This is a genomic window from Nocardia suismassiliense (genome assembly GCF_900269665.1).
Lineage (GTDB): Bacteria > Actinomycetota > Actinomycetes > Mycobacteriales > Mycobacteriaceae > Nocardia > Nocardia suismassiliense.
This window is the reverse complement of record NZ_LT985361.1, coordinates 8,442,417-8,464,593: the sequence shown is the minus strand read 5'-3', so window position 1 is coordinate 8,464,593 and position 22,177 is coordinate 8,442,417. Positions and strand designations below refer to the sequence as shown.

At 65.8% G+C, this 22,177-nt stretch carries 22 protein-coding genes; 13 read left to right on the top strand and 9 right to left on the bottom strand.

Annotated features, from left to right (window positions below; all coding sequences use genetic code 11):
- The first annotated feature begins 431 nt into the window (after positions 1–431).
- The 3 genes from DBO33_RS37965 to DBO33_RS37955 all read left to right on the top strand — a co-directional run bounded on the left by DBO33_RS37965 (position 432) and on the right by DBO33_RS37955 (position 3,514).
- Complete coding sequence (locus DBO33_RS37965; protein ID WP_199856879.1) at positions 432–1,655, top strand: alpha/beta hydrolase family protein; 1,224 nt, start codon at positions 432–434, stop codon at positions 1,653–1,655.
- A 51-nt stretch (positions 1,656–1,706) separates the two neighbouring features.
- The gene (locus DBO33_RS37960) at positions 1,707–3,008 is read left to right on the top strand and encodes an extracellular catalytic domain type 2 short-chain-length polyhydroxyalkanoate depolymerase (RefSeq protein ID WP_107659331.1); all 1,302 of its coding nucleotides are present in this window, start codon (positions 1,707–1,709) and stop codon (positions 3,006–3,008) included.
- A gap of 86 nt (positions 3,009–3,094) precedes the next feature.
- On the top strand, positions 3,095–3,514 hold the full coding sequence (locus tag DBO33_RS37955) for a ChaB family protein (protein WP_107659330.1): 420 nt from the start codon (positions 3,095–3,097) through the stop codon (positions 3,512–3,514).
- A gap of 116 nt (positions 3,515–3,630) precedes the next feature.
- Here DBO33_RS37955 and DBO33_RS37950 read toward each other — a convergent pair whose 3' ends face one another.
- Positions 3,631–4,410, bottom strand: coding sequence for a hypothetical protein (locus DBO33_RS37950; protein WP_234391263.1), 780 nt, complete (start codon positions 4,408–4,410; stop codon positions 3,631–3,633).
- 689 nt (positions 4,411–5,099) lie between these two features.
- On the opposite strand from DBO33_RS37950, the gene DBO33_RS43715 reads away from it, so the two are divergent.
- The gene (locus DBO33_RS43715; RefSeq protein WP_199856878.1) at positions 5,100–5,573 is read left to right on the top strand and encodes a hypothetical protein; all 474 of its coding nucleotides are present in this window, start codon (positions 5,100–5,102) and stop codon (positions 5,571–5,573) included.
- Here DBO33_RS43715 and DBO33_RS37940 read toward each other — a convergent pair.
- Together DBO33_RS37940 and DBO33_RS37935 are read right to left on the bottom strand one after the other, a co-directional pair.
- Positions 5,506–6,039 (bottom strand): hypothetical protein, encoded by a 534-nt coding sequence (locus DBO33_RS37940; RefSeq protein ID WP_107659328.1) that lies wholly within the window; start codon positions 6,037–6,039, stop codon positions 5,506–5,508. The two genes, DBO33_RS43715 and DBO33_RS37940, sit on opposite strands and share 68 nt — an antisense overlap.
- Before the next feature lie 137 nt (positions 6,040–6,176).
- Positions 6,177–7,739, bottom strand: coding sequence for a peptidoglycan DD-metalloendopeptidase family protein (locus DBO33_RS37935; protein WP_107659327.1), 1,563 nt, complete (start codon positions 7,737–7,739; stop codon positions 6,177–6,179).
- A gap of 841 nt (positions 7,740–8,580) precedes the next feature.
- Here DBO33_RS37935 and DBO33_RS37925 point away from each other — a divergent pair.
- Positions 8,581–8,940 (top strand): hypothetical protein, encoded by a 360-nt coding sequence (locus DBO33_RS37925; protein ID WP_159080717.1) that lies wholly within the window; start codon positions 8,581–8,583, stop codon positions 8,938–8,940.
- Between the two features lie 59 nt (positions 8,941–8,999).
- Here the strand turns inward: DBO33_RS37925 and DBO33_RS37920 are convergent, their stop codons facing one another.
- Positions 9,000–9,524 (bottom strand): DUF3237 domain-containing protein, encoded by a 525-nt coding sequence (locus tag DBO33_RS37920; RefSeq protein ID WP_199856877.1) that lies wholly within the window; start codon positions 9,522–9,524, stop codon positions 9,000–9,002.
- Between the two features lie 145 nt (positions 9,525–9,669).
- On the opposite strand from DBO33_RS37920, the gene DBO33_RS37915 reads away from it, so the two are divergent.
- The gene (locus tag DBO33_RS37915) at positions 9,670–10,260 is read left to right on the top strand and encodes a hypothetical protein (RefSeq protein ID WP_234391262.1); all 591 of its coding nucleotides are present in this window, start codon (positions 9,670–9,672) and stop codon (positions 10,258–10,260) included.
- 158 nt (positions 10,261–10,418) lie between these two features.
- Here the strand turns inward: DBO33_RS37915 and DBO33_RS37910 are convergent, their stop codons facing one another.
- On the bottom strand, positions 10,419–11,306 hold the full coding sequence (locus DBO33_RS37910; protein ID WP_159080716.1) for an esterase/lipase family protein: 888 nt from the start codon (positions 11,304–11,306) through the stop codon (positions 10,419–10,421).
- Positions 11,307–11,584: 278 nt separating this feature from the next.
- Between DBO33_RS37910 and DBO33_RS37905 the strand changes: the two genes are divergently transcribed.
- The 3 genes from DBO33_RS37905 to DBO33_RS37895 all read left to right on the top strand — a co-directional run bounded on the left by DBO33_RS37905 (position 11,585) and on the right by DBO33_RS37895 (position 14,422).
- Entirely contained in the window at positions 11,585–12,832 is a 1,248-nt protein-coding gene (locus DBO33_RS37905; RefSeq protein ID WP_107659322.1) for a cytochrome P450, read from the top strand.
- Between the two features lie 87 nt (positions 12,833–12,919).
- The gene (locus DBO33_RS37900) at positions 12,920–13,516 is read left to right on the top strand and encodes a hypothetical protein (protein WP_159080715.1); all 597 of its coding nucleotides are present in this window, start codon (positions 12,920–12,922) and stop codon (positions 13,514–13,516) included.
- A gap of 48 nt (positions 13,517–13,564) precedes the next feature.
- Positions 13,565–14,422, top strand: coding sequence for a GNAT family N-acetyltransferase (locus DBO33_RS37895; protein WP_107659320.1), 858 nt, complete (start codon positions 13,565–13,567; stop codon positions 14,420–14,422).
- A gap of 87 nt (positions 14,423–14,509) precedes the next feature.
- Here DBO33_RS37895 and DBO33_RS37890 read toward each other — a convergent pair whose 3' ends face one another.
- Positions 14,510–15,943, bottom strand: a complete 1,434-nt coding sequence (locus tag DBO33_RS37890) for an FAD-binding oxidoreductase (RefSeq protein ID WP_107659319.1) — start codon at positions 15,941–15,943, stop codon at positions 14,510–14,512.
- A 235-nt stretch (positions 15,944–16,178) separates the two neighbouring features.
- Here DBO33_RS37890 and DBO33_RS37885 point away from each other — a divergent pair, with 235 nt between their 5' ends.
- Both DBO33_RS37885 and DBO33_RS37880 read left to right on the top strand, forming a co-directional pair.
- A complete protein-coding gene (locus DBO33_RS37885; RefSeq protein ID WP_107660947.1) occupies positions 16,179–16,574 on the top strand; it encodes a hypothetical protein in 396 nt (131 codons plus the stop codon).
- A 69-nt stretch (positions 16,575–16,643) separates the two neighbouring features.
- Positions 16,644–17,813 (top strand): alpha/beta hydrolase, encoded by a 1,170-nt coding sequence (locus DBO33_RS37880; protein WP_107659318.1) that lies wholly within the window; start codon positions 16,644–16,646, stop codon positions 17,811–17,813.
- Here DBO33_RS37880 and DBO33_RS44300 read toward each other — a convergent pair.
- Entirely contained in the window at positions 17,763–17,972 is a 210-nt protein-coding gene (locus DBO33_RS44300; RefSeq protein WP_234391261.1) for a hypothetical protein, read from the bottom strand. The genes DBO33_RS37880 and DBO33_RS44300 overlap by 51 nt on opposite strands.
- Before the next feature lie 57 nt (positions 17,973–18,029).
- Positions 18,030–18,863, bottom strand: a complete 834-nt coding sequence (locus DBO33_RS37875) for an ABC transporter permease (RefSeq protein ID WP_234391260.1) — start codon at positions 18,861–18,863, stop codon at positions 18,030–18,032.
- 197 nt (positions 18,864–19,060) lie between these two features.
- Here DBO33_RS37875 and DBO33_RS37870 point away from each other — a divergent pair, with 197 nt between their 5' ends.
- Positions 19,061–19,537: a MarR family winged helix-turn-helix transcriptional regulator gene (locus DBO33_RS37870; protein ID WP_107659317.1), complete on the top strand. Its 477-nt coding sequence runs from the start codon at positions 19,061–19,063 to the stop codon at positions 19,535–19,537.
- Positions 19,534–20,760, top strand: coding sequence for an epoxide hydrolase family protein (locus DBO33_RS37865; RefSeq protein ID WP_107659316.1), 1,227 nt, complete (start codon positions 19,534–19,536; stop codon positions 20,758–20,760). The genes DBO33_RS37870 and DBO33_RS37865 overlap by 4 nt, the downstream gene beginning before the upstream one ends.
- 23 nt (positions 20,761–20,783) lie before the next feature.
- On the opposite strand, the gene DBO33_RS37860 is transcribed toward DBO33_RS37865, so the two are convergent.
- On the bottom strand, positions 20,784–22,031 hold the full coding sequence (locus tag DBO33_RS37860) for a cation:proton antiporter (protein WP_107659315.1): 1,248 nt from the start codon (positions 22,029–22,031) through the stop codon (positions 20,784–20,786).
- Positions 22,032–22,177 lie beyond the last annotated feature (146 nt).

Genomic DNA, 22,177 nt, shown 5'->3' with positions numbered 1-22,177 from the left:
TAGGTCGCGGCCGGCGCCCCGGTCGCCGTGGACCACCCATGGTGCCTGCACACCTCGAGATGTGCTGCCGAAAACACTATGTGTGGTCCAGTGGCGTGACGATGTGGGTGGCCGACACATTTGCCGCGACGAATGTCCATGTCGCCCATACGTTGACCGGCGCACCGCTTCCCGTATTCGAGTGGCCTCCGCGTACGGGGGTAGTGACCTCCGCCATGATCAGCGGCGGAAAAGTGGGTGACGCGCACCTGTCGAAGTGGCTGACCGGCGAACAGACTTTTTGACATCACCGTTCGAAAAGGAACACTATGCCGCTGTTTCGCCGTCTCTCCGCCACCGTAACGGCTGTCGTTGCGCTCGCCGGATCCCTTGTCGCCGTTGGTGTGCACACGCGAGAAGCGGTGAATACCCGACAACCTGTCGTGCGGTCCATGGCGTGCGTGGCTCCGCTGGTGGTGGGTGCGCAGCGGCAGGACGCCGCCTGCCTCGCAGACTTGACCACGGCAGGTACCGTCGCTTCCGGCCACACGGTAGCTGCGGATTGGGCGGGGCTACATCCTCCGAGCGCTCGTAATCCGACCGGCGTGCCGGGAATGCAGATCGATGGATACTTTCCCGACAACTCGACCACGAACACCAACCATGGCTGGAATCACGACAGCCAGTTCGTCATTCGCCTGCCAGAACGTTGGAACGGCGGCCTGGTGGTCGCGGGCACGCCGGGAAATCGCCGCCAGTACGCCAACGACTTCATCATCTCCGACTGGGTGCTCGCTCAGGGCTACGCCTATGCCGCGATCGACAAGGGCAACACCGGGCCGGAGTTCTATCGTGACGGCGACGCTCCCGGCGATGCGATGGTCGAATGGCACAACCGGGTCACTCAGTTGACGGTCGCTGCGCAGGCCGTCGTCGCCCAGCGTTATGCCCGCCCAGCCACCCGCACCCTGCTGGCCGGAATCTCCAACGGTGGCTACCTCGTTCGCTGGCAGTTGGAGAATCGGCCGTGGCTCTACGACGGTGGCGTGGACTGGGAGGGGCCCACCTGGCAGGCGAATGGTCCGAACCCGCTGACCTATCTGCCGCCCGCCTCGCGCGGCTACCAGGATTACCGCGCGAATCCGGCCGCCATCGACGGTGTTGTCGCCATGGGGTTTCCCGCCGAGTCGGCGCCGTTGTGGGAATATCACGACAGGTCGTACTGGGGACCCATCCAACGGAGCTACCGTCAGGAAATCGATCCTGGCTATACCGGTGCCGAGGCCGACTACGTCTTTGCCGATCGTCCGGCCGCGGTCCGGGATGCCCTAGGCCGAGTATCACTCACCGGGCGAATCCAGCGGCCGCTCATCACGATTCACGGCACCCTCGACGCGCTGCTGCCGATCGGCAAGGAATCGGACCTCTATGCCGAGCAGATCAGCGGGCAGGGTCGTGCTGCGCTGCACCGGTATTACCGGATCGAGGGCGGCAATCACGCCGATGGGCTGTACGAACAGCATCCGGATCTGGTGCGGCCCATGCTGCCGTGCTTCCGCAGCGCCTTCACCGCGCTCGAAACCTGGTCCGGCACAGGTCTATTGCCGCCGCCGAACGCGACGATTCCGCGTCCGGTGTCCGGTGATCCGGCGGAAACGTGCGAACTGAGCGGGTAAGTCGCTTCCGACCCTCGCGGGTCGAACTTTCCCCAATGATGAGGAAACGCAATGAAGATCAAAGAACTGGCCGGAGCGCTGGCCGTCACCGCTGGACTGCTGGCCGTCACCATGAGTTCGGTGACCGCCGCAGTCCCCAGCCCCACGCCGGAAGCCTTGCGCGGTTATAACATAAGCGCCACTTACGTTTCGGGCGTCTCGTCCGGTGGGTACCTGGCGAATCAGCTACATGTCGCTTACTCCGATGTCTTCTCCGGGGCGGGAATATTCGCTGCAGGTCCGTACCGATGTGCGGGGGATTTCGACTACGCGGTCAGAGCCCAGACCGGCTGCATGCAGAACGGAACACGCAAGTCGCCTGCGCAATTGGCGGAGGAGACCAGAACCCTGGCGGCTTCCGGCAAGGTCGACGCCGTCGCCAACCTGGCCGGTGACGCGGTATACCTCTACCACGGCACGAACGATTCGACCGTCCACCGAGCCGTGAACGACGACCTCGCGACCTATTACTCGGGTTTCGGCGCGAACGTCACCTATCGAAAGAACAGTGCGGCCGGGCACGCCTGGGTCAGCCCGCTGGGGCCGGTCGCCTGTTCCAGCACGGCATCCCCGTTCATCAACAATTGCGGTGACGACCCGGTGGGTGAGCTGCTGACCGCGCTGCTGGGGACCGTGAACCGCCCGGCCGGGACGCTCAGCGGAAAGCTCGTCCAATTCGATCAGAACGCGTTCGCACCCGGCGGCAATGCGAATGCGATAAGCATGGACGCCAAGGGTTTCGCTTATGTCCCTCCCGCATGCTCCCAAGGCATTTCGTGTCGTCTCATGGTTGCCCTGCACGGATGTAAACAGGGCTTCAGCTACCAGTCGTTCGGCGACACCTTCATGAAGAACGCCTATCTCAACGAGTACGCCGACACCAACAACATGATTGTTCTTTATCCGCAGGCGATTCCGCTCAGCACTGCGGGAACCACCAATCCGAACGGTTGCTGGAACTGGTGGGGATACGGCGGTGACGCGGCATATGCCTGGCACGGCGGTAAACAGCTGGACGCCATATCGGCGATGGTCCGCAAGCTCTCGAGTGGATCGGCCCCGACCACACCGCCGAGCACGACGACAGCGCCGACCACGACCATTCCGCCGACCACGACGATTCCGCCGACCACCACCGCTCCCGCACCCACCTGCGTGACCGACACCAACTACGCACACACCACCGCAGGCCGTGCTTATCAATCGGGTGGCTACGCCTATGCCAATGGCTCGAAGCAGAAACTCGGCCTCTGGACTATCCACAGCAAGAGCACGATCAAGGAAACCCGCCCGGGGTACTGGGAGCTGTGCTGACTCGCAGCGCTGAGGTACACATCCTTGTGTTTGTTCCGGATCGGCGCGGGTACGCGATGCCGGGGGCCTACCGGAGGAGAGCGAGTATGCCGAAAACCACGAAGGCCGGTAAGCCGATCAAGAGTGAGCTGCCGAGTACTCTCGTCAAGTCCGAGGCCAAAGCGCAGCGCACCTTTGCCGAGACCTACGACTCCGCGATCAAGGAGTACGGCGACGAGGAACGCGCTCATCGAGTGGCCTACGCCGCACTCAAGCACAGCTACGAGAAGGTGGGTGATCACTGGGAACCGAAGGAGCAAAAGGGACCCTCCGATGCGCGCGCCGAAAGCGGCGGGCCGAACGCCAGCGGAGAAACCGCGGAGGGCGTCGACGCGAACGCCAGTAAGAAACATCTCCAGGACGTGGCACGCAGGCTCGACATCGCAGGACGCTCGACCATGTCCAAGGATGAGCTCGTCGAAGCCATCAAGAAGGCGAACAGGCGCGAAAGCGCGGCAGCACGCTGAAGCCAACACGGCGCCGCCTGCGGATTCGGCTTACGAGCCGGCGACTAGGGGTGCAACGCTCGAGGTTCCGGAGTTGGCGGCCTCCGAAACCTGAGCCGCATCGGCGATCGCTGAACTCAGCGTCGGCTGAGAGGTGAGCAAGCTCCTTGCCACCATTGAATAACAGCCTCTCGTCCCTGGGAGTTGTCCTGCCCGAGGAGGCGATCGACTTCGCCGTATATGCGGTTCATGATGTCCATACCGAGGTCGACCGGGAAGTAGGCTTGTGCGGCTCGGCAGAATGCGGCCGGGTCGGAATCGATGGCACCACAAAGAATTTGAAAACCCGACTCGAGGTGCCGAGGGCCACCCAATCGCTCGACGACGATTTCCGTAAGCTCTGCGGTCACCCCCGCGTCCCCGAAGATCCGCTGAATACGTTCGCTACAGGTCCCGCTGTCCTTCTTCCCACCGGGATCAAAGGGGGGCGTCTCTTGCGGGGTTACGGCTTGGCCCCCGCCGAGCTCCACGATGACTGCACGTTCGCGCAGCAGACTGGTGCCGTCAGCGCAGCGTTGCATCACCTCATAGCGGCCATTGGGGAGTGACCCGAAGTCGACCTGCCAGATTCGCGGGAACAGTTGCACGAACGGACGGGTTCCGGAAGTCCAGTTGGCCTCCATGTTTCGCGCATTTGCCCAGCAGCCGTAGGGAAACGCTCCCACGGTGGTTTGCACAGCTCTGATCGTGATGCTTCCTGGCCCGGTCGAGACATTGACCACGCCGCCGAAGTACGGTGATGTCGAATAGGGGTACACCTGGTCGGCGACCGCCACTTGGGCTGCGGGTACTCCCAGCGCTCCGATAGCTATGGTGCCCGCTGCGATCGCCACGGCCCTTTTGAACAAAGTAAGCAAACCATCCTCCACTGTGGGTTATGCGTCAAGCTTGCGCCCGAAGCCAACACGCCGAACGACTCGACGTCAGCGCCGTGAGTCCGCTGTCGGCACTCGTAACCACTTCCCGCACAGATGATTCGGTGACTGTGCAGTGCTTTACGCGCAGCTGTGATCATGCACCGGTTTCGGATAGTTGTCCGTCGAACGTTTGAATGACACCCACGTATCAGGATTGTTTGTCGGCAGGCCACGTAGAGTTCTTCGCGTCAGTAGATCCCTATGGTGTACGGACGGGAAATCTTCCAGCAAATGGTGTCTACGCCGGTTGACGTGGTTGCGCAGGGTGCCGAGCTGATGTGCGTGGCAAGTAACCCGAAGTGGAGTAGCAGCACAGCTGGTAGGCAAGGTACGCGGTAGTAGCGCATGGTCGTTCGTACCGCCGAGTCGGCGTACCGTCGGCCGAGTGGATTATCAGCCTGTCATCGATTCGTCCGAGCCGCTCACGCGTCGGGCCGAGCGGTTCATTGCAACGAATTGTGTTCGCTGCGAATTTGTCTCGCTCGAACAGCATCGGGACGCGGGGCTCGAAATAGGTATTCCCGCAACGCATATCGATCGTGTGGTCGAGTTTCAGCGGCGATGGGGTGGGCTGGTTGTGCCGCCGTCGCTGGACTACGAGGGGCGGGCCCAAGGTGTTGTGGGCCGAGATGCCGGTGGATTCGCTCGAGCGGGGTGGGTGGTTCGACGCCGGCCAGGAGCGGGTGTCGATGGCTTACGGGTTCATGATCGGTCCAGCAGGCGAATTCGGCATCGACGGCGCTCGGTGGGTGCCGCTGCACGCGAGCATCGAAGGATGGATCGAGTCGGTTGCGCTGGCTTATCACGCGTCCAACCGGGCCGAGCAGATCACCACCATCAGGGGTGAGGCGGTTGACATGCTGGCGTTGCACGACTTCGAACCCGTGACCGAGGTTCGCGGCTTGGCCGATACCTGGTGGCGCGGCCCGGATTCGCTGGTGGCGATCTATACGGGAGAGGCCGAATGCTTTGGCGCACCGAAGTTCCGCGTCGCCCGCATCTACACCGATCTCGACAATGGGGACCGGCTGACGGCTATTGGACCAGGCTCGCTGGAGCTGGGGCGGCTGTGGGGCCGCCGCCGGGGAAGGTCTGTGTGGTGAAACATGACATGGTGATGGCGGTGCCTGCGGGGCCGACGCCGACGATGGTGTCGAGTGTGTATGCGTCGGCCGGATGGGCCTGAGTTGCGATGGCGCCGTTGGGGTATGGCGGTTTGCGGGCCGGCGGCCATCCGAGGTCTTGCCAGGCGGATTCGGCGTCGGCCAAGGTGGTGTACGGGGTGTCGCTCGGCAATCGATAGCTGAGCGAGTAGTACTCGGGGTTGGGGAAGAAGGCGCTGCCGGTCCCGGTGGGTGAGGCGTAACCCGGTGGCGACTGGCGGTCGGGATGCGCTTCGAGGTAGGTGCCTTCGGGCATGGCGCGGATGGTTTGCAGGAGGTATTCGACGCAGGCGTCCCGCGCTTGCTGCGCGTTGGCGGGTGGGGCGGCTTCGGCGGGGGTTGCGAAAGCGGTGACGGCGAGTAGGGCTCCGAGGCCGGGTAGGGCCCGGATGGCGAAGGTTCGCATGAAGGCTCACATCCTAAAATTTGGATTACCAGAGTTGCTGGAATGTAGCCTAGCAAGCGATGTCGCAGATCGCAATGGGTGCGGGCCGCCACGGTGGAGGCGCGCTAAGGCTGCGCCTCCACCGTGGCGGGTCGGCCTCATTCGCCGTCGGACCACCAATCGTCGAGCCACCAGTCGCCGTCGGACCACTCGTCGTCCGGCCAGTCGCCGTCGGACCATTCTTCTTCGGGCGCACTGTCTTCCGGCGCTTCGTTGTCGTCGGCTTCGCCATCCGTCCCGGTATGCGGGTGGCTGGGGGCAGGAGGTCCGGACTCTTGGCAGGCGGGTGCTACCGGTCCATTGCTTCCGGTTTCGAGGAAGCCGTCACTGATCCATTTGCCGTTGTCGAGTTTGTTCCACAGGTCGGTGCTGCCCCATTTGCCGTTGAGCCGGCCACCGCGGGCGGTGCAGGCGATGGTCAGGACCTCACCGTCGCGGACCCCACCGACAACCGAATGCTGGGTGCCGGGGCCGGAACGCAGGTTCACCTTGCGATTTCGATCGGGATGGGGGCGCACAACACCCTTGGCCAAGGTGGGATCGGGCTTCGGTGGCTTGGGTTCGCTCGGTTTGGGCGGGGTCGTGGGCTTCGGCGGTGTCGTCGGCTTAGGGTCGGTCGGCTTCGGTGGTTTGGGTTCGGTCGGCTTCGGGGGTGTGGTCGGTTTGGGGTCGGTCGGCTTCGGCGGGGTCGGCGGATTCGAGTTGTCACCGCCGCCGTAGTTGACCAACCTGCCGCCGGCGCGCACCCGCTCACCTTCGTGCTCGGCGTACCCGCCGTAGGCATCGGGACCTTCCCGGAATGTCCAGCCGCCGAGGGTGACTCCGTTGACGGGCACCGGCTGCGAACCCTTGTACAGCGACATGTGCACATGCGCACCGCTGGCGAAGCCGCCGCACGGCAGTTGGGTGCCGGTGCGGCCGAGGTAGGTGCCCGCGGTGATCTCGGTGCCGTCGGCGGCGCCGATGATGTCGGTCATGTGGTAGTAGGAGGTGGTAAAGCCGTTGTTGTGAACGATTTTCACCTCGGCGCTGCCGTTGCGGACGCACGTCTTGTAGATGCGACCCGACGCCGGGGCGGTCACCCGACCGTCACCACCGTTGAAGTCCAGCGAGTTGTACGGTCGGCTGCTGCCGCTGATGCCGTGCGGCCCACCGCCCATGTACCAGCTCTGGCCCTGCTTCCACGGTAGCGAGAGCGAGGAATTCGCCGACCGGGGCTGGGCGGTAGCGGCGGCGGTCAAGGTCGCCTTCTCGCCACCACTGACCACCGATTCCGGTGCGGCACTGACCATGTGGCCGAATTCGGGGGTGCCTTCGAGGGCGACTTCCCAATCTCCGTCCTCGTGTTTCGCGACATACAGCGTCGACTTCGGCGGGTCCTCGCTCTCGCTGTCCTGGGGGACGGTCGCGGCGCCGAAGACCCATTCGCCGTCGCTGCGCATGCGGTCGACGACGGGTGGCTTCTCGGTGGCGTCTTCCACCTGCTGTGTGACGAGGCTGTCGCTGATCGCGTCGTCGAGGCCGTCGGGACCATCGGTGGCCGGTTGCGCGCTGACCGGGCCGATGGTCACCGCCAGGCCGACGACGGTGGCGATGACGAGTGTGGTGACTGCACCGGGGAATATCCAACCTCTGCGGAGGCGTGGATCAAGCGATCTCAATGTAAGGCAACTTTCTTCGTCGGTCGTGTCATCGATCGATAGGCCGAAACGGCCGGCCGGGCAGGTGGGGTCGCGTATTTTCGACACGCCGAACGAGGTGTCGTAGCTCCGTATCGGAAAAAGGCGACGCGACTTCTGAGCGGCCGGGCGGCGCTCAGCAGTGCTCGGCAGGCGCTCGACCGTGTCTATAACGGATCGGTCTCACTTGCCTGCTCGCATTCCCACTTCCCAGCCGAAAGTGTAGGTTAAGCGATTAGTGACAGGCGGAAGGGTTAGCCATTCTATAAATAGACTTAAGCCTGGATTTAATAAACAGGCATCAGTATCTTTGATAAGTTATACGCATAATTGAAAGATTCGTGCGTCGATGCATATGCCGGTCGCGGGCCTCGACCCGCGGCTTCCGCCAAGGGCCGGTCTGGAGCTGAACGCACGGCTGGCTCGACGCCCTGAGCGCTCGGCGTCGTCAGCCCACGAACCCCTTGGCCCCGCACCCGCACCCGCACCCGCACCCGCACCCGCACCGGCCTCGAGCCGAAGGCCTTGCCCAACCCCCTGGGCTCCCGTTCGGGCTGCGGTCTCGCTCACCAAGTAACGGCCGAGGACGAATTTCGATATCCCCGTAGTTGCTTACGTATCGTTACGCACGCTGCCGTACCGATCTCGTCTCGCAAAACTCGCATTGCACTATGCGCGAGCACACCACCATCGTTGGAAGGTTGCAGAAATGCCATTCAAACAACTCGGCAAGCTATCGGCCGTTGCCGTCGTCGCAATCGCGGCGCTCATCGGCGCGAGTGCCCCCGCCTCCGCATCGAATTATGTGGGAGTCAGCTTGCCGATGACCTCGACCGGCGCCGATGGAATCGGCTGCGCCGGCGATGTATGGGCCACGGGCAATGTATATCCGGACGGCGATGTACCGGGAACGGTCGACCTGCAATTGAAGGGCTGGCTGAAGGTATTCGGTATTCCGGCGCCGTGGTGTTCGGTCACCGCGGTCGTCGACTGGCGGAATCTCGATACCGGAGCAAGCGGCTCGGGCTCGGTATTCCTCGGCGGCGGTAAAGGCACGCCGTTCTTCTGGACCGCCCCGCAAAACGGCAACCTCCGGTTGGTGACGGGCCGCGGCCAGGTGGCGTTCACGATCAACACCAATTTCCCGCACACCCCCAGCGAAACAACGTTCACCGTGTACTGAGTTACCGGTAGTCGAACGAGAACGGCGAATGCGCACGCTGCGCGTTCGCCGTTCTCGCGTCAAAGCACCTGGGAGACTTGGTAAGCAACGCCACCCTCGATCAGATACCCCGAGCCGACGCAGACGATGTCGTTGAGCCACGCGTACTGCTCCGCCCCGGTCTCGAAGAGCGGGGCCGTCCGAAAGTAGTAGTCGGCCGGGTCGATCCGGCGACTCTCGACGGGATCGGCTATGGCATCGCGCAGTTCGGGCCGGACGGTCCACCGTCCCCCGTAGGCCACGTGAATCAAGGCGTCGTCATGGGTGCGCAGCGTGAGCCGGACATCCACCGTCATGGACCGGTCCGGCCGGAACAGTGTCCAATCCCCGCCGCCCGGCACCACTTCGCCGCGCAGCTTCGCGCCGGCGAACGATCCGCCCGCCGCGCCGAACAGAATCCGCCGCCCGAACGGTCCCGCACCGATATCCAACGGCGGGTTCAGATCGACGACCAGGTCGAACAGGTGCGTTGTCCGGATCGCACCCACGTCCTTTGCTCGCGAATCGAAGGTCATGTCTCGGCTCTGGCCGGTGTCGGTAGTCACAATTCAAAAGTACGGTCGACCGTATGTATAGTCAAGAGGTGGCAGCTGACCTGCTGGACATGGCAGTTGGCGACCGCGCTGGTGCCGCGGCGCAGATCCGCTCGGGCATTCGTCTTTTCCCGGCCCCACGCGTTAACTTGATCGGGTGATCAGGAATTCGGTACCCACAACGGCGGGAGCATGGCGGGCGGGTGACGGCGCCGCGGTGTCGTTGCGTGAGGCGACAGTGGCGTGGGCGCTGGCCGCGCACGCGGAACTGGCCGAGATCGCCACCGGGTACGGGCATTTCATCACCGTCGCGGAGCTGGCCGAGCGGGTGCAGGAGGTGTCCGGCGTGCACACCGGCGCGCCCACCCGGACCTGGATGGACGCGATTCTGCGCAAGATCGCCCGCCGCTGCCACGGTGCGGGGGAGCCACCGCTCACCGCGCTCTGCGTGCGGCAGAACCACACGGTCGGCGACACCTACAAGTACGTGCTCGAGCTGGCCGGCCTGCCGATTCCGGATGATATGGAACTGCACGCTGCTTACGCGCGCTGGCAGTGCTACCAGTTCTACGGCGCCGCGATGCCTGCCGACAGGGCGGTCCCGCCGCTCACGCCCAAGGTGGCCGGCCGCCGCGCGCCGAGCAGCGCCGCGCAGGCGGAGACCAAGCCGCAGCCGACCCGCGCGGCGGTGTGCGCGCAGTGCTTCATCCAGCTGCCCGCCAACGGCACCTGCGAGTACTGCGTGTAATTGGCTCTCGCAGAACAACAAAAGGCCCGCGCTCGGGGCGTGCGAATGATCAGCCGCCAAGGTCGTCGGGTAGCCGACGGAGCCGTCCACGGCGTGGATCGTGACATCGGCCAATTGCGCTTCCCCGTGCGCCGTCGCCATGGTGATTCCGGTGGCTGCTAATTCAGCGCGTCTGGCGCGGGGCAGGGATCGCCGGCGTAAGGCAGGCCGAGGGCTCGGTGCACGAGAAACGCGACGGCGGGGGAGTCGGGGAGGATGCCGTGGTGGAAAGTATCGGTGGGGCATACGTCTTGCACCCAGAAATTCTCGACGGTCGCATTCCGGCCGGCGCGCAGAAAAGTCGCTTCGGGCGGGGTGACCACGCGATCCACCCGGCTGGCGATCGCCGTGTACTGCACGCCGGGTTCGGTGTCGCCCGCGGCATTGAGCGTGCGGATGAATTCGCTGCCGGTCAACTGTTGCGCCGCGGCGGTACCGAGCACCCTGGCGATCAGCGCGTCCGCGATACCGGCCGCGCTGCCCGAGGGTAGGAGGTGGCCGAGCCCGTCGGCCGTGGTGCCGTGGTGGGTGGCGGCGATGGTGACCAGGTCATCGACCTTGTTGCGCGCCGGGTCGCCGCGAGACGCCCCGCCTTCGAACCGTAGGTACTGCCGGGTCAGTGGCCCGCCTTGCGAATGCGCGACGATATCGACTTTCGCCGCACCGGTAACCGCACGCACCCGATCGATGAAATCCCCGAGTTCCTTGGCCGACGTGCGAATATCGGCGGTGCCGAAAACGCCGGGCGCCGCGCCGCGAACGCTGAACGGGGCATGCCCGTAATTGAGCGAAAACACGCACACGCCAAGGGCTTTCAACTGTGGCGCCAGCGTGTCCCAGGAGTTCTGATTACCCCAGGTGCCGTGCACGAGCACCACCGGCTCCGGTCGGGTCGCCTGCGGCACGCAAGACCAATCGTTGGCCCCCGTCGGTGCGATACTTCCGTCCTCGGTCACCTCGGCGAAAGCGGGAGTGGCGGCGACCATTCCCGCGATCGTGAGCGCCACGGTGAAGCCGATTCCTCGGCAGTATCGACCTGAATCGCGCGCACGCATCGCGGGACGGCTCCTTTCGCCAGCACAATTGAGCTACTCGGCAAATCGACTGCCAATCCCGTCACCAGGTCTCGCCGCTTCATGGAACCATTGCGGCGAATGAGTGGCAAACATGTTGGCGGAGTGGCGCGAAAACGTTTCGAGTTCGACCCGGCGGATTTCGGCACATGCGCTCCCACGGCTGCATAGGCTCACGGAGTTCGTAGTTCGACCGCCTGGAGTTTTTTGCGATGACGCAGCCCCCACCCACCGCGCACCACCGGGCCGTGCCCGGTTCGCCGATCGACACCGACGGGCCGCGGGTGTCGTTGCACGCACCGGAGTTCGCGGCGGATCCGCACGGCGCATATCGGAAGATGCGTGCGCAGTACGGGTCACTGGTGCCGGTGGAATTGGCGGCGGGGGTGCCCGCCACGCTGGTGATCGGCTATTACACCGCAGTGCGGATCTTCAATGATCCCGACCATTTTCCGGCCGACCCGCGTACCTGGCAGCGCAGCGTGCCGGCCGATTGCCCGGTGCTGCCGATGATGCAGTGGCGGCCCAACGCATTACGCAATGCGGGCGCCGAGCACGCCCGCTATCGGCAAACCAATATCGCGGGCCTCGACAAGGTCGATCAGTACCGCCTGCACGACACCGTGGCCGAAGTCGCAATTCCACTGATCAATGCGTTCTGCGCGGACGGGTCGGCGGATCTGGTCCGCCAGTACGCTTTTCCGCTCGCCTTCGCCGTGCTGAACGCCATGCTCGGCTGTCCGGCCGAGATCGCCCAGCAGGCCGCGACCGGCATGGCGGCGATCTTCGAAGGCATCGACGCCGACCAGGGCAACAAGATGCTCATCGGCGCGCTGCTGGAACTGATCCAGCTGAAGCGGGCCGAGCCGGGCGACGACATCACCACGCGCATGCTGCAGCATCCCGCCGGGCTCACCGACACCGAAATGGTGCATCAGCTGGCCACGCTTTACGGCGCGGGCATCGAGCCGCAACAGAACCTGATCGTCAACACTCTGCTGCTGATCCTGACCGACGAGCGCTTCGGCGGCAGCGTGCTCGGCGGCAGCCTGTCCACCCGCGACGCACTCGACGAGGTGCTGTTCAACGACCCACCGATGGCGAACTTCTGCATCAGTTTCCCGAGACAGCCGATCCTCATCGACGATGTCTGGTTGCCCGCGCATCAGCCGGTGGTGATCAGCATGGCCGCCTGCAACACCGACCCGGCGATCAGCGCGAACCAGTACGCGGGCAACCGTTCTCATCTCGCGTTCGGCACCGGGCCGCACGTCTGCCCCGCCAGCTCGTTGGCCTATCTGATCGCCCAGGACGCGATCGACCAACTGCTCGACGCGCTACCCGAAGTCCGCCTCGCGGTGCCAGCCACTGACCTGACCTGGCGTCCCGGTCCGTTCCATCGAGCGCTGACCGCCCTCCCGGCCATCTTCCCGGAGTCCGCCCCGATACCGCAGCCGTAGCCTGGAATGCCTGCGGCGCCACCCTGATTCGGGAACCAGGGGTTTTCCCGGAGGCCCCGCACGGCCCGGCCCTGCCAAGCTTGGATCGTGAAATCCCCTGGAGTGCTGCTGTTCGCCGCACCACTGTTCTTCTCCGGATACGGCGTGATCCGGCTCGTCGGCCGGGCGGACGGCAGGTACGGACCGGGGCTCGATTGGCAGATCGCGCATATCGTCGGGCTGATCGGCATGGTGCTGTTCGTGCCCGCGGTGCTGGGTATGGGGCGGCTGCTGCCGTCGAATGCCGTGCGCAACAGCGCGATAGCCGTCACCTTGATCGGCTTGGCGACGACGATCGTTCAGTTCGTGGCGGACGTCGCGTTCGCGGCTCAGGCTGCGGACAAGGCCGAAATGTCCCGGCTGAGCAATGCGTTCTCGGACATCCCCGGTGTGCGTCCGGCGTTCTACCTCGTGGGGCCGCCGCTGTTCTTCGTCGGCCTGATCGTGCTGACCATCCTGCTGGTACGGGCCGGGCGACTGCGGTGGTGGAGTCCGGTGCTGATGGCGATCAGCACCTTGTCGCCGATGATCACCCTGGATCTGATTCCACTGGCGGGTGTCGGCATGCTCGTGTCGGTGCTCCCGCTCGGCAGCACCGCTGACGAAACCGCAGCGTCGTCGCCTGCGCATCGTGGCGTCGGCTGAGGTAAAAGCAGTGTCGCCCGGCTCGTTCCCCCTGGTAGGAATGCAGCCATGTCGACTGAACTGAGCCTTTTCGCGGGAACGGACCTGGCGGCGCGCGTCGAGCGCGCCGATCGCTCCTTGATGGCCGAGGGCGCCCGTGCCGCCGCGCGGCGCAACCCGCAGGAGAACGTGCTGTTGCAGCCCATCGGCAGCGGGCTCGCGGTGTGGGCAGGCGCGGCCTCGCCGCTCGACAAGGTCGTCGGCGTCGGCATGGGCGACGACTTCGACGACAGCACGCTGGACGCGGTGGAGCAGGCCTATGCCGAGCGCGACGCACCGGTGCAGTTCGAGGTGTCGACCCTAGCCGATCCGAGCGTCGTGGAGCGCCTGACCCGCCGCGGTTACCTGCTGACCGGCTTCGAGAACGTGCTCGGCCTGCGCCTCGAAGCGGACAGGCAGGCGAATCGCGCTGACGGAGTGGAGGTTTCGGCAGTCCGCACCGAAGACTTCGAGACCTGGCTCGAGGTCATGATCGACGGGTTCGCCACTCCCGACACCCAGGGTGTCGCATCGAACGAGGACTTTCCGCGCGAGATCCTCGACGATGCCATGCGCGACATGGCCGCCGCCGACGGCTTCACCGGTTCGCTCGCTCGCATCGACGGCGTGCCCGTCGGTGGCGCCAGTCTGCGCCTCGCCGAAGGTGTCGCCCAACTCTGTGGCGCGGCAACGCTGCCCGCCTTCCGGCGCCGCGGTGTGCAAGCCACGCTCCTGTCGACCCGCCTCGCCTCCGCCGCCGCGGCAGGCTGCGACCTGGCCGTGGTCAGCACACTTCCCGGCTCGAAGTCGCAGCAGAACGTGCAACGGATCGGCTTCCAACTCCTTTACGCACGAGCGATTCTCGTGCGCCCCGCGCCTACCTCCTAGCGGGTCGACTACGCGCCTGAGCCGGGCCATCTTTGTCGCTCACCCACTCCGATCGGCGTGGGTGAGCATCTCCAGTACAGCTGCACGTCAGCTGGCGAGCGTGGTGTGTATCCGGTTCTGTGGGTCCACCTTTCGGCGAATCTCCGCCAGTCGGGGATAGTTGTGCGCGAAGTACCGCTCCATCGGATCGCCGGATTCGAGATAGTTGACGTAGCCGCCCGCGGAGAAGGGTGCGACGAGACGATGCGCCTCGGCGATCCACCCCGCGGCCTTCTCATGCGGGATCTGTTGATAGTTACCCCATTCCACCAGCGCGGCATGCCCGCGCCATGGGAAGGCGGTCTCGTCGGGGCCGGTGTCGCGGACTGCGCCGTCGAGTGTGTTGATCTGTACCCACCCGGTGCCGCCCGCGCGGGAATGTGCGGTGATCGCCTCGATGATCGCACCGGTGGCAGCTGCGGAAAGTTCGGTGAGAACGTCTGAGCCGCAGGTGAACTGGGCGCGCGGCTGGGTGGCCGCGCCGCCGGCGAGATGCAGGACCGCATCCATGTGCGGCAGGCTTTTGTAGTCCACCTTCAGTGGTTTCGCGGTCGCCGCCATGACCGTGACGGCGGCCCGAATGCCCGCTTTGGCGGGGCACACCAGCTGTATCCAGCAGTTCAGCCCGCCGCGTCCGTCCGCATCCACGCTGACGCAGGCCCACTCGGCGGGGTCGGCGGTGCCGAGCCAGTTCGACCATCCGGCGATCACCTGCGCCGCTACTGAACCTGGAAAGGTCAGGTGCACAATATCTTTCGGTGTCGCCGGGCAGGTGCGATAGGTCAGCGAGGTGACCACGCCGATATGCGCTCCACCACCACGGAGCGCCCAGAACAGGTCGGGCCGGGAGGTCGGCGACACCTCGGCCACGCGGCCGTTCGGCAGCACCATCGACGCCGCGACGAGCCGGTCGCAGGTCAGCCCGTAACGGCGGGATTCGAACCCGATGCCGCCGCCGAGGGTGAGCCCGGCCGCGCCGACCGCCGGGCACATTCCGGTCGGAATGCTCTGCCCGAAACGGTCCAGCTCGCGGTACACCCCGTGCAGTGTCATGCCGGGTGCGACCACGGCTTCGCCGTCGCGGAAACTCACCCCGGTCAGCCGGCGCAGGTCGATGATCATCGCGCCGGTCGCCGCCGAGGCACCCACATACGAGTGACCGCCCGCGCGGGCGGCGAGCACGAGGTCGTGCTCGGCCGCGAAGGTGACCGCGGCCGCGACGTCGTCGACCGTGCCGACCTGCACGACGGCGGTCGGCTTCGTATCGTCGAACCGGGTGTTGAAGAGCCGCTTCGCCGTCGCGTACTCCGCGTCACCCGCCAGCAGGACCCGACCGCGTACCTGCCGGTCGAGCTTGCGCCAATCCACGCCCGCCGCAGTGCGGCTGGACGTCAGCGGCATCGGTTCGGCGCGGGCGCGGGACACCCGGGGTAGACCTGCCGACGCCAAGCCGGCCACGCCGATGCCGAGTGCGCTCCGCAAGAAGGCGCTGCGCGAGAAGTGGGTGTCGATCCCCCTAGCCTAGGGTCGTGACCACGCAAAACAGCGGCGCGACACCTGCTGCCGACGCCGGTTGTCCTCCTCGTGGGTGAGCATTGCGGCCGGAAGATACTTCCTACGGAGGATGCCCGGGGGGTCGACCGGGCGATGTGCCGCACCGCTGCCCGGCCAGACAATTCCAGGAGTGCTCGGCATTCGATCCGGGAAGGTGTTCGTCATGACGAACGTACTGCGCAGTGGCACCTATATCGCCGCCACGGTGGACGAACTGCGCAGGCACAGCGCGGCGGATCGAGCGGCCGGCATCGTCAGCCAGCGCGCGCTGTTCCCGCGGCGCGGGCGGATCGAACTCGGCCCACGCGGCCTGGTGCTGACCGACTGGAGTGACACCGGCGACCTGACCCTGTCGCGGGAGGCGATCATCTCGCTGCGCCGCCAATTCACCGCCCTCTACGGCAGATTGCTGGGCGGGCTGCTCAACGCGGGAAAGCCGATGATCCTGCAGACGACCACGGCGGGGGAGATCTACATCCTGATCAACCGCCGGGAGATCTCCGAGTTCACCAACAATCGGCGCTGGGCCGCCGCGATCGCGGCGTGGCAGGAGTCGTGATACTCAGGTGACCAGGACCGATCGGCGTGCCAGCCGGTCCGGTGCGGGTGGTCGTGGGTTAATGAGCGAATGGTCCTTCGCTGGCTGGTTGCGGCAGTGGCGGCTGTGCTGGCCGTGCTGATGATGCTGTTCGTCTATGTGATCATCGCGGTGCACGTCCCCGCGCCCTTCGTATTGCTGACGCATGTGGTGAGCGACTACGGGCTCTACCTGATCCCGCTCGGCCTGACGGGGTTCGTATTGTCGCTCGTCGCCTTCGGGCGCCAGGGCCGGGTCGGCGTGCGGCGGGTGGCGGCGGTGACCGGGCTGGTGTGCCTGCTCGGTACGGTCGCCGGCGGCTTTCCGCTGGCCGCGGCATGGGGGACGGCGGTGCGGCACGACGCGAAGTTGTCCTTCGACGACTACCTGTCCGGAGGCACGAACACCGGAGCGCCGGTCGAGGCGTTGAGCACCGTGTACAACACCGTCGACGGTCAGGACCTGAAGCTCGATGTGAAGCTGCCCGCGGGCACGTCGGATCGACCACGGCCCGCGGTGGTCTGGGTGCACGGCGGCGGCTGGCGCAACGGTGATCGCGGCGAGGCGCCGCTGTGGCATAAATGGTTGAACGACAAGGGATATGCCGTCTTCGCCATCGAATACCGGATGACCCCGCCCGCACGCTGGAACCAGGCGCCCGGGGATGTGAAGTGTGCCGTCGGCTGGGTCAAGCAGCAGGCGGCAAAGTACGGCATCGATCCCGAGCGGGTGATGATCGCGGGCGGCTCGGCGGGCGGCAATCTCGCGCTGATGGGCGCCTACGCCGACGACCGGGTACCGCCGAGTTGTGCGGTCACCGATACGGCGGTCAAGGCGGTCGCGGCGTTCTACCCGGTGCCCGATCTGGCCGAGGCGTGGCGCGACACCGGCCTGCCCGGGCGGATGCGCTCCTTCCTCGCGGACTACACCGGCGGCACCCCCGACGAGGTGCCCGACCGGTACAAAGCGGCCTCCCCGGTCACCTATGTCCGGCCGAATGTGCCGCCGACCCTGCTCATGCACGGCAACCGCGACCACGTCGCGCCCTACCGCGGCTCCGCCGAACTGGCCGAACGGCTGCGCCGGGTCGGTGTCGAAAATCAGCTGCTCGCCGTGCCTTACGGCGAACACATCTACGACTTCACCTGGGCGGGGTGGGGCACTCAGCTCTCACGGCATGTCTTCGGCAAGTTTCTCGCCGAGCACTTCCCGGTGTCCTGATCGCGCGGTGTGCGCGTTCTCGGTGCTGCGCCCGCCGGGATGGCGGTTGCGCCAGATCCAGAACACCGCGCACGCGACCAGTGCCCATCCGGCCAGCACCAGGAACGGGAAAATGTGCTGGTGCGTACCGAAATACACCGCGGTGTGCTGCGCGTTCACCGACGCGCCCGGCGGCAGCCAGCGGCCGATATGGCCGAGCAGCGACGGGAGCAGCGGTCAGGACACCGCCCCGCCGGAGGACGGGTTGCCGAGCAGCACCATCAGACCCCAGGTCGGCAGGATCGCCCACCGTCCGACCAAGGTGTTGAACATGGTGAACACCATGCCGGAGGTGAACATCGTGAGCGACAGGATGCCCCAGGACTCCAGGAACGGCAGGCGCAGTGCGCCGAGTACCCAATCCGCTACTGCCGCGATGGCAAAGCCGCCTGCCACCGCGTACAGCGCGGTGAAAGCGATCCGCTCGACCGGGTTCAGCGCCGACGCGTGCACACTGAATTGGGTCGCGCCCACGAACCCGATGATTACCGCGGCCAGCGAGATATAGAAGATCGCGAGCCCGCGCGGATCGCCGCGCTGCAACGGCACGACGTCGATGACCTCGGCCGGAATCCCTACCGCCGGACCGCTTTCGGTGGCGGCCTGGGTGAGCAGCTGAGCGACCGACTGACCGGACGCACTCGCCACCTCGAGTCGCACGCCGGGCGACTGCGCCGTGACAATGGCGAACACCCGCTGCTGCTCGACCGCCGACCGCGCTGCCGCCGCGGAGTCGTAGTCGCGCACCGCCAGCGAACCATCCAGCGAGCCTTGCATCTCCGCCAGGAACCGCTGAACCGACACTTCCTGCTGCGGCCCGATCACGGCGATCGGAATCAACCGCGGCGTCGGATTCGCCAGCGCATAGGTATACGACCCGGCGAACAGCCCCGCCGCGGCAGCCACCAGCAACACCAGCACCGTGGCAGGCAGATACGGCGAAGCCCGCACCATCGCCCACCACTCGGCCCGCGTCCGCCGCCGCCCATGCTGACCATGCAGGTTAGCCATCCCCGCACACTAGGTCCCACCAGCCCCGACACCCCCCAACCCACCCGGCCTGTCGGAACGGGGGCCAGAATCGGGCCGAGCAGGACTCGGTCGAGCCCGACCGACCAGCGCCGCACCTCTTACTGCCGCCGATCGCACCTTCGGCGGTGTGCAAAGTACATAAGTGATTTAAATAAATCGGTGATATATTTTCGGGCATGGCAGCACGGCGGGAACTGGATGCCGACGAACTCGCTCGGGGGATGGGGGCGGTCACGCGGGCTTCCATTCGGTTGCCGAGTGCGGAGAAGCACACCTTCACAACGCTTTCGGTGTTGCACACGCTGCTGCATCGGGGGCCGATGCGGATGACTGCGTTGAAGGTGACCGAGCAGATCACTCAGCCTGCGATTACTCAGCTGGTCGGTCGGCTGGAACGGGACGGGTTGGTCGAGCGGCGGCCGGATCCTGGTGATGGTCGCGCGGTGCTCGTGCAGGTTACGGAGGCGGGGGCGCAGATCGTGCAGTCGCGGCATCAGGAGCGGGTCAGCCGGATCACCCAGTTGGCCGACGCGTTGAGCCCTGCGGAGCGCCGTGCGATCAGTGCGGCACTGCCTGCCCTGGAGCGGCTGGCCGTGCTGATGGACGTCGACTTACCAGCTGCCAATCATGTTGAAGTGGAAGGACATTCATGACCCCGCAGTTTCTCCTGGAGCCGTCGCCCATCCATGTGTCGGATGACGTACTGGAAGATCTCGCGATCCGGCTCCGGTTGACCAGGTGGCCCGACGACGTCGGCAACGACGACTGGCACTACGGCGTCCGCCGCGAGTATCTCCAGGAGCTCGTCGAGTACTGGATCAACGAATACGACTGGCGCAAAGCCGAATCCGCGATCAACGCGTACGAGCACTACCGAGTGACCATCGATGATGTCCCGATCCACTTCCTGCGCAAACCGGGCGTCGGACCCAACCCCACCCCGTTGATCCTCACCCACGGCTGGCCGTGGACCTTCTGGCACTGGGCCAAGGTGATCGACCCGCTCGCCGACCCCGCAGCCTTCGGCGGCGACCCGGCGGACGCGTTCGACGTCATCGTCCCCTCGCTGCCGGGTTTCGGCTTCTCCACGCCACTGCCGAAGCACCCGGACATGAACTTCTGGAAGGTCGCCGACCTCTGGCACACGCTGATGACCGACACCCTCGGCCACGAGAAATACGCCGCGGCGGGCTGTGACGTCGGCGCGCTCGTCACCGGCGAACTCGGCCACCGCTACGCCGGCGAACTGCACGGCATCCACATCGGCTCCGGCCAGAAGCTCACCCTCTTCAGCGGCGACCGCGCCTGGGATCTCAGTGGCGGGCAACCGATTCCGCCGGACCTGCCGGAGCCGGCCTACCGGCAACTGCTCTCGCTGGAGCGCCGGTTCGCCGTCCACCTCGCCGCGCACGTCCTGCAACCGAGCACCCTCGCCTACGGTCTCACCGACTCACCCGTCGGCCTGCTCGCCTGGATTCTGCAGCGCTGGGTCACCTGGAGCGACAGCCACGGCGACGTGGAGACGGTCTTCACCAAGGACGACCTGCTGACCCACACCATGATCTACTGGGTCAACAACGCCATCGGCACCTCGATCCGCTACTACGCCAACGCGAATCGTTACCCGTGGACGCCCGCGCACGATCGCATCCCGGTGATCGAGGCACCCACCGGCATCACCTTCGTCGGCCACGAAAATCCGCCGGGCGTAACGACTCCCGAGCAACGCGTGCAGAGCTGGCTCGCCAGCGACCGCGCCGAGTGGTACAACCACGTCAACCTGACCGCCCACGAGGCGGGCGGTCATTTCATTCCGTGGGAACTGCCCGACGCCTGGATCGACGATTTGCGCCGCACCTTCCGCACCCGACGCTGAACATCGAAGAGCCCGAGCCGGTTTCAGCCCTTCTCCCGCACCATGCGCGGCTCCGTGGTCGCCGGGATCGGCAAACGCCCGAGTTCGGGCGTTACCCCGAGCAGCCGCAGCAACGGCGACGTCATGGCTGTGGTCACCAACGCCATCACGACCAGAATCGAGTACAGCTGCACCCCGATGAGTCCCGTGGTCAGCCCGACGTTCAGGATGATGAGCTCGGTGAGCCCCCTGGTGTTCATCAGGCTCGCCAGCGCACCGGCCTCGCGCGGCTCGATCCCGCTGACGCGCGCGGCGACATAGGTGCCACCGAGCTTTCCGGCCAGCGCGGTCACCAGGATCGCGACCATCTCGGCGACGCCCGCACGGTCGAGCGAGCTGAGATCCACCTGGAGTCCCGCGATGACGAAGAAGGCGGGCAGGAATACCGAACTCAGCAGTTGCGCACCGGTTTCCACCACCGGCCGGTGCGTGCGCGGGAAGACGACGCCGAACAGGAAGGCGCCGAAGATCAGGTGCAGGCCGATCCATTCGGTGGCCGCACCCAAGACCAGCGCACCGCAGACGGCGAGGAAGATCATCGTATTGTCGTTGGTCGCCGCGGTGGATCGGGAGGCGCGAACCAGCAGGGGTCGCACCAGCCACCACATCGCCAGCACCAGCGGCACGAACAGCAGCAGTCGCCACTGGTCGCCCGCGCCCGGCCGGGCCAGCCCGATGACGAAGGCGAGCACGATCCACGCCAGGATGTCGTCGATGGCCGCGCTGGCCATGCTTAGCTGCCCGATCCTGGTGCCCATCAGGTCGCGCTCGATCAGGATGCGGGCCAGCACCGGGAACGCGGTGACGGCGAGCGCACAACCGATGAACAGCGCGAAGGTCAGCCGGTTGTCCTGGTGATATCTCGACAGAACCAGCAGCGCGACACCGCAACCGAGCGCGAACGGCACGAAGTAGGCGGACAGCGAAACGGTGGCCACGGCGCGGCGATTGCCGTTGAACGAGCCGCGGTCGATCTCCAGCCCGGCGAGGAACATGAAGATCATCACCCCGACATTCGCGAACGCACTCAGATAGGAACGCACGTCCTGCGGAAATACGATGCCGGATAAATGTGCCCCCAGAATTGTGGGCCCCGCGATAATTCCCGCCGCGATTTCCCCGATTACCGCGGGCTGACCCAGGCGCTCGGCCAGCTTGCCGAGTAACCGCGCCGCCACCGCGATGAGCACGAGATCCAGTAGCAGGAACACCATGTGGTTACTGGGCAACATTCGCTCCGCTCGAAATGGGCGTGCCGCAGCCCGCCCGGCTCCTCCGTCGGAACCTTGCCGAAAATCCCGTGGATGGTGGTTTTCCGGCTGAGTTCCCGACTCCCCGGCTACCACGATAACGGTGCCGTACCGGGCGTGCGGAGTTG

Bases quoted from the DNA above. Each gene is read 5' to 3' on its own strand.
- DBO33_RS37965 (WP_199856879.1), top strand. From the start codon at position 432: ATGGCGTGCGTGGCTCCGCTGGTGGTGGGTGCGCAGCGGCAGGACGCC.
- DBO33_RS37960 (WP_107659331.1), top strand. From the start codon at position 1,707: ATGAAGATCAAAGAACTGGCCGGAGCGCTGGCCGTCACCGCTGGACTG.
- DBO33_RS37955 (WP_107659330.1), top strand. From the start codon at position 3,095: ATGCCGAAAACCACGAAGGCCGGTAAGCCGATCAAGAGTGAGCTGCCG.
- DBO33_RS43715 (WP_199856878.1), top strand. From the start codon at position 5,100: ATGCCGGTGGATTCGCTCGAGCGGGGTGGGTGGTTCGACGCCGGCCAG.
- DBO33_RS37940 (WP_107659328.1), bottom strand. From the start codon at position 6,039: ATGCGAACCTTCGCCATCCGGGCCCTACCCGGCCTCGGAGCCCTACTC.
- DBO33_RS37925 (WP_159080717.1), top strand. From the start codon at position 8,581: ATGACCTCGACCGGCGCCGATGGAATCGGCTGCGCCGGCGATGTATGG.
- DBO33_RS37905 (WP_107659322.1), top strand. From the start codon at position 11,585: ATGACGCAGCCCCCACCCACCGCGCACCACCGGGCCGTGCCCGGTTCG.
- DBO33_RS37895 (WP_107659320.1), top strand. From the start codon at position 13,565: ATGTCGACTGAACTGAGCCTTTTCGCGGGAACGGACCTGGCGGCGCGC.
- DBO33_RS37885 (WP_107660947.1), top strand. From the start codon at position 16,179: ATGACGAACGTACTGCGCAGTGGCACCTATATCGCCGCCACGGTGGAC.
- DBO33_RS37880 (WP_107659318.1), top strand. From the start codon at position 16,644: ATGGTCCTTCGCTGGCTGGTTGCGGCAGTGGCGGCTGTGCTGGCCGTG.
- DBO33_RS37875 (WP_234391260.1), bottom strand. From the start codon at position 18,863: ATGGCTAACCTGCATGGTCAGCATGGGCGGCGGCGGACGCGGGCCGAG.
- DBO33_RS37870 (WP_107659317.1), top strand. From the start codon at position 19,061: ATGGCAGCACGGCGGGAACTGGATGCCGACGAACTCGCTCGGGGGATG.
- DBO33_RS37865 (WP_107659316.1), top strand. From the start codon at position 19,534: ATGACCCCGCAGTTTCTCCTGGAGCCGTCGCCCATCCATGTGTCGGAT.
- DBO33_RS37860 (WP_107659315.1), bottom strand. From the start codon at position 22,031: ATGTTGCCCAGTAACCACATGGTGTTCCTGCTACTGGATCTCGTGCTC.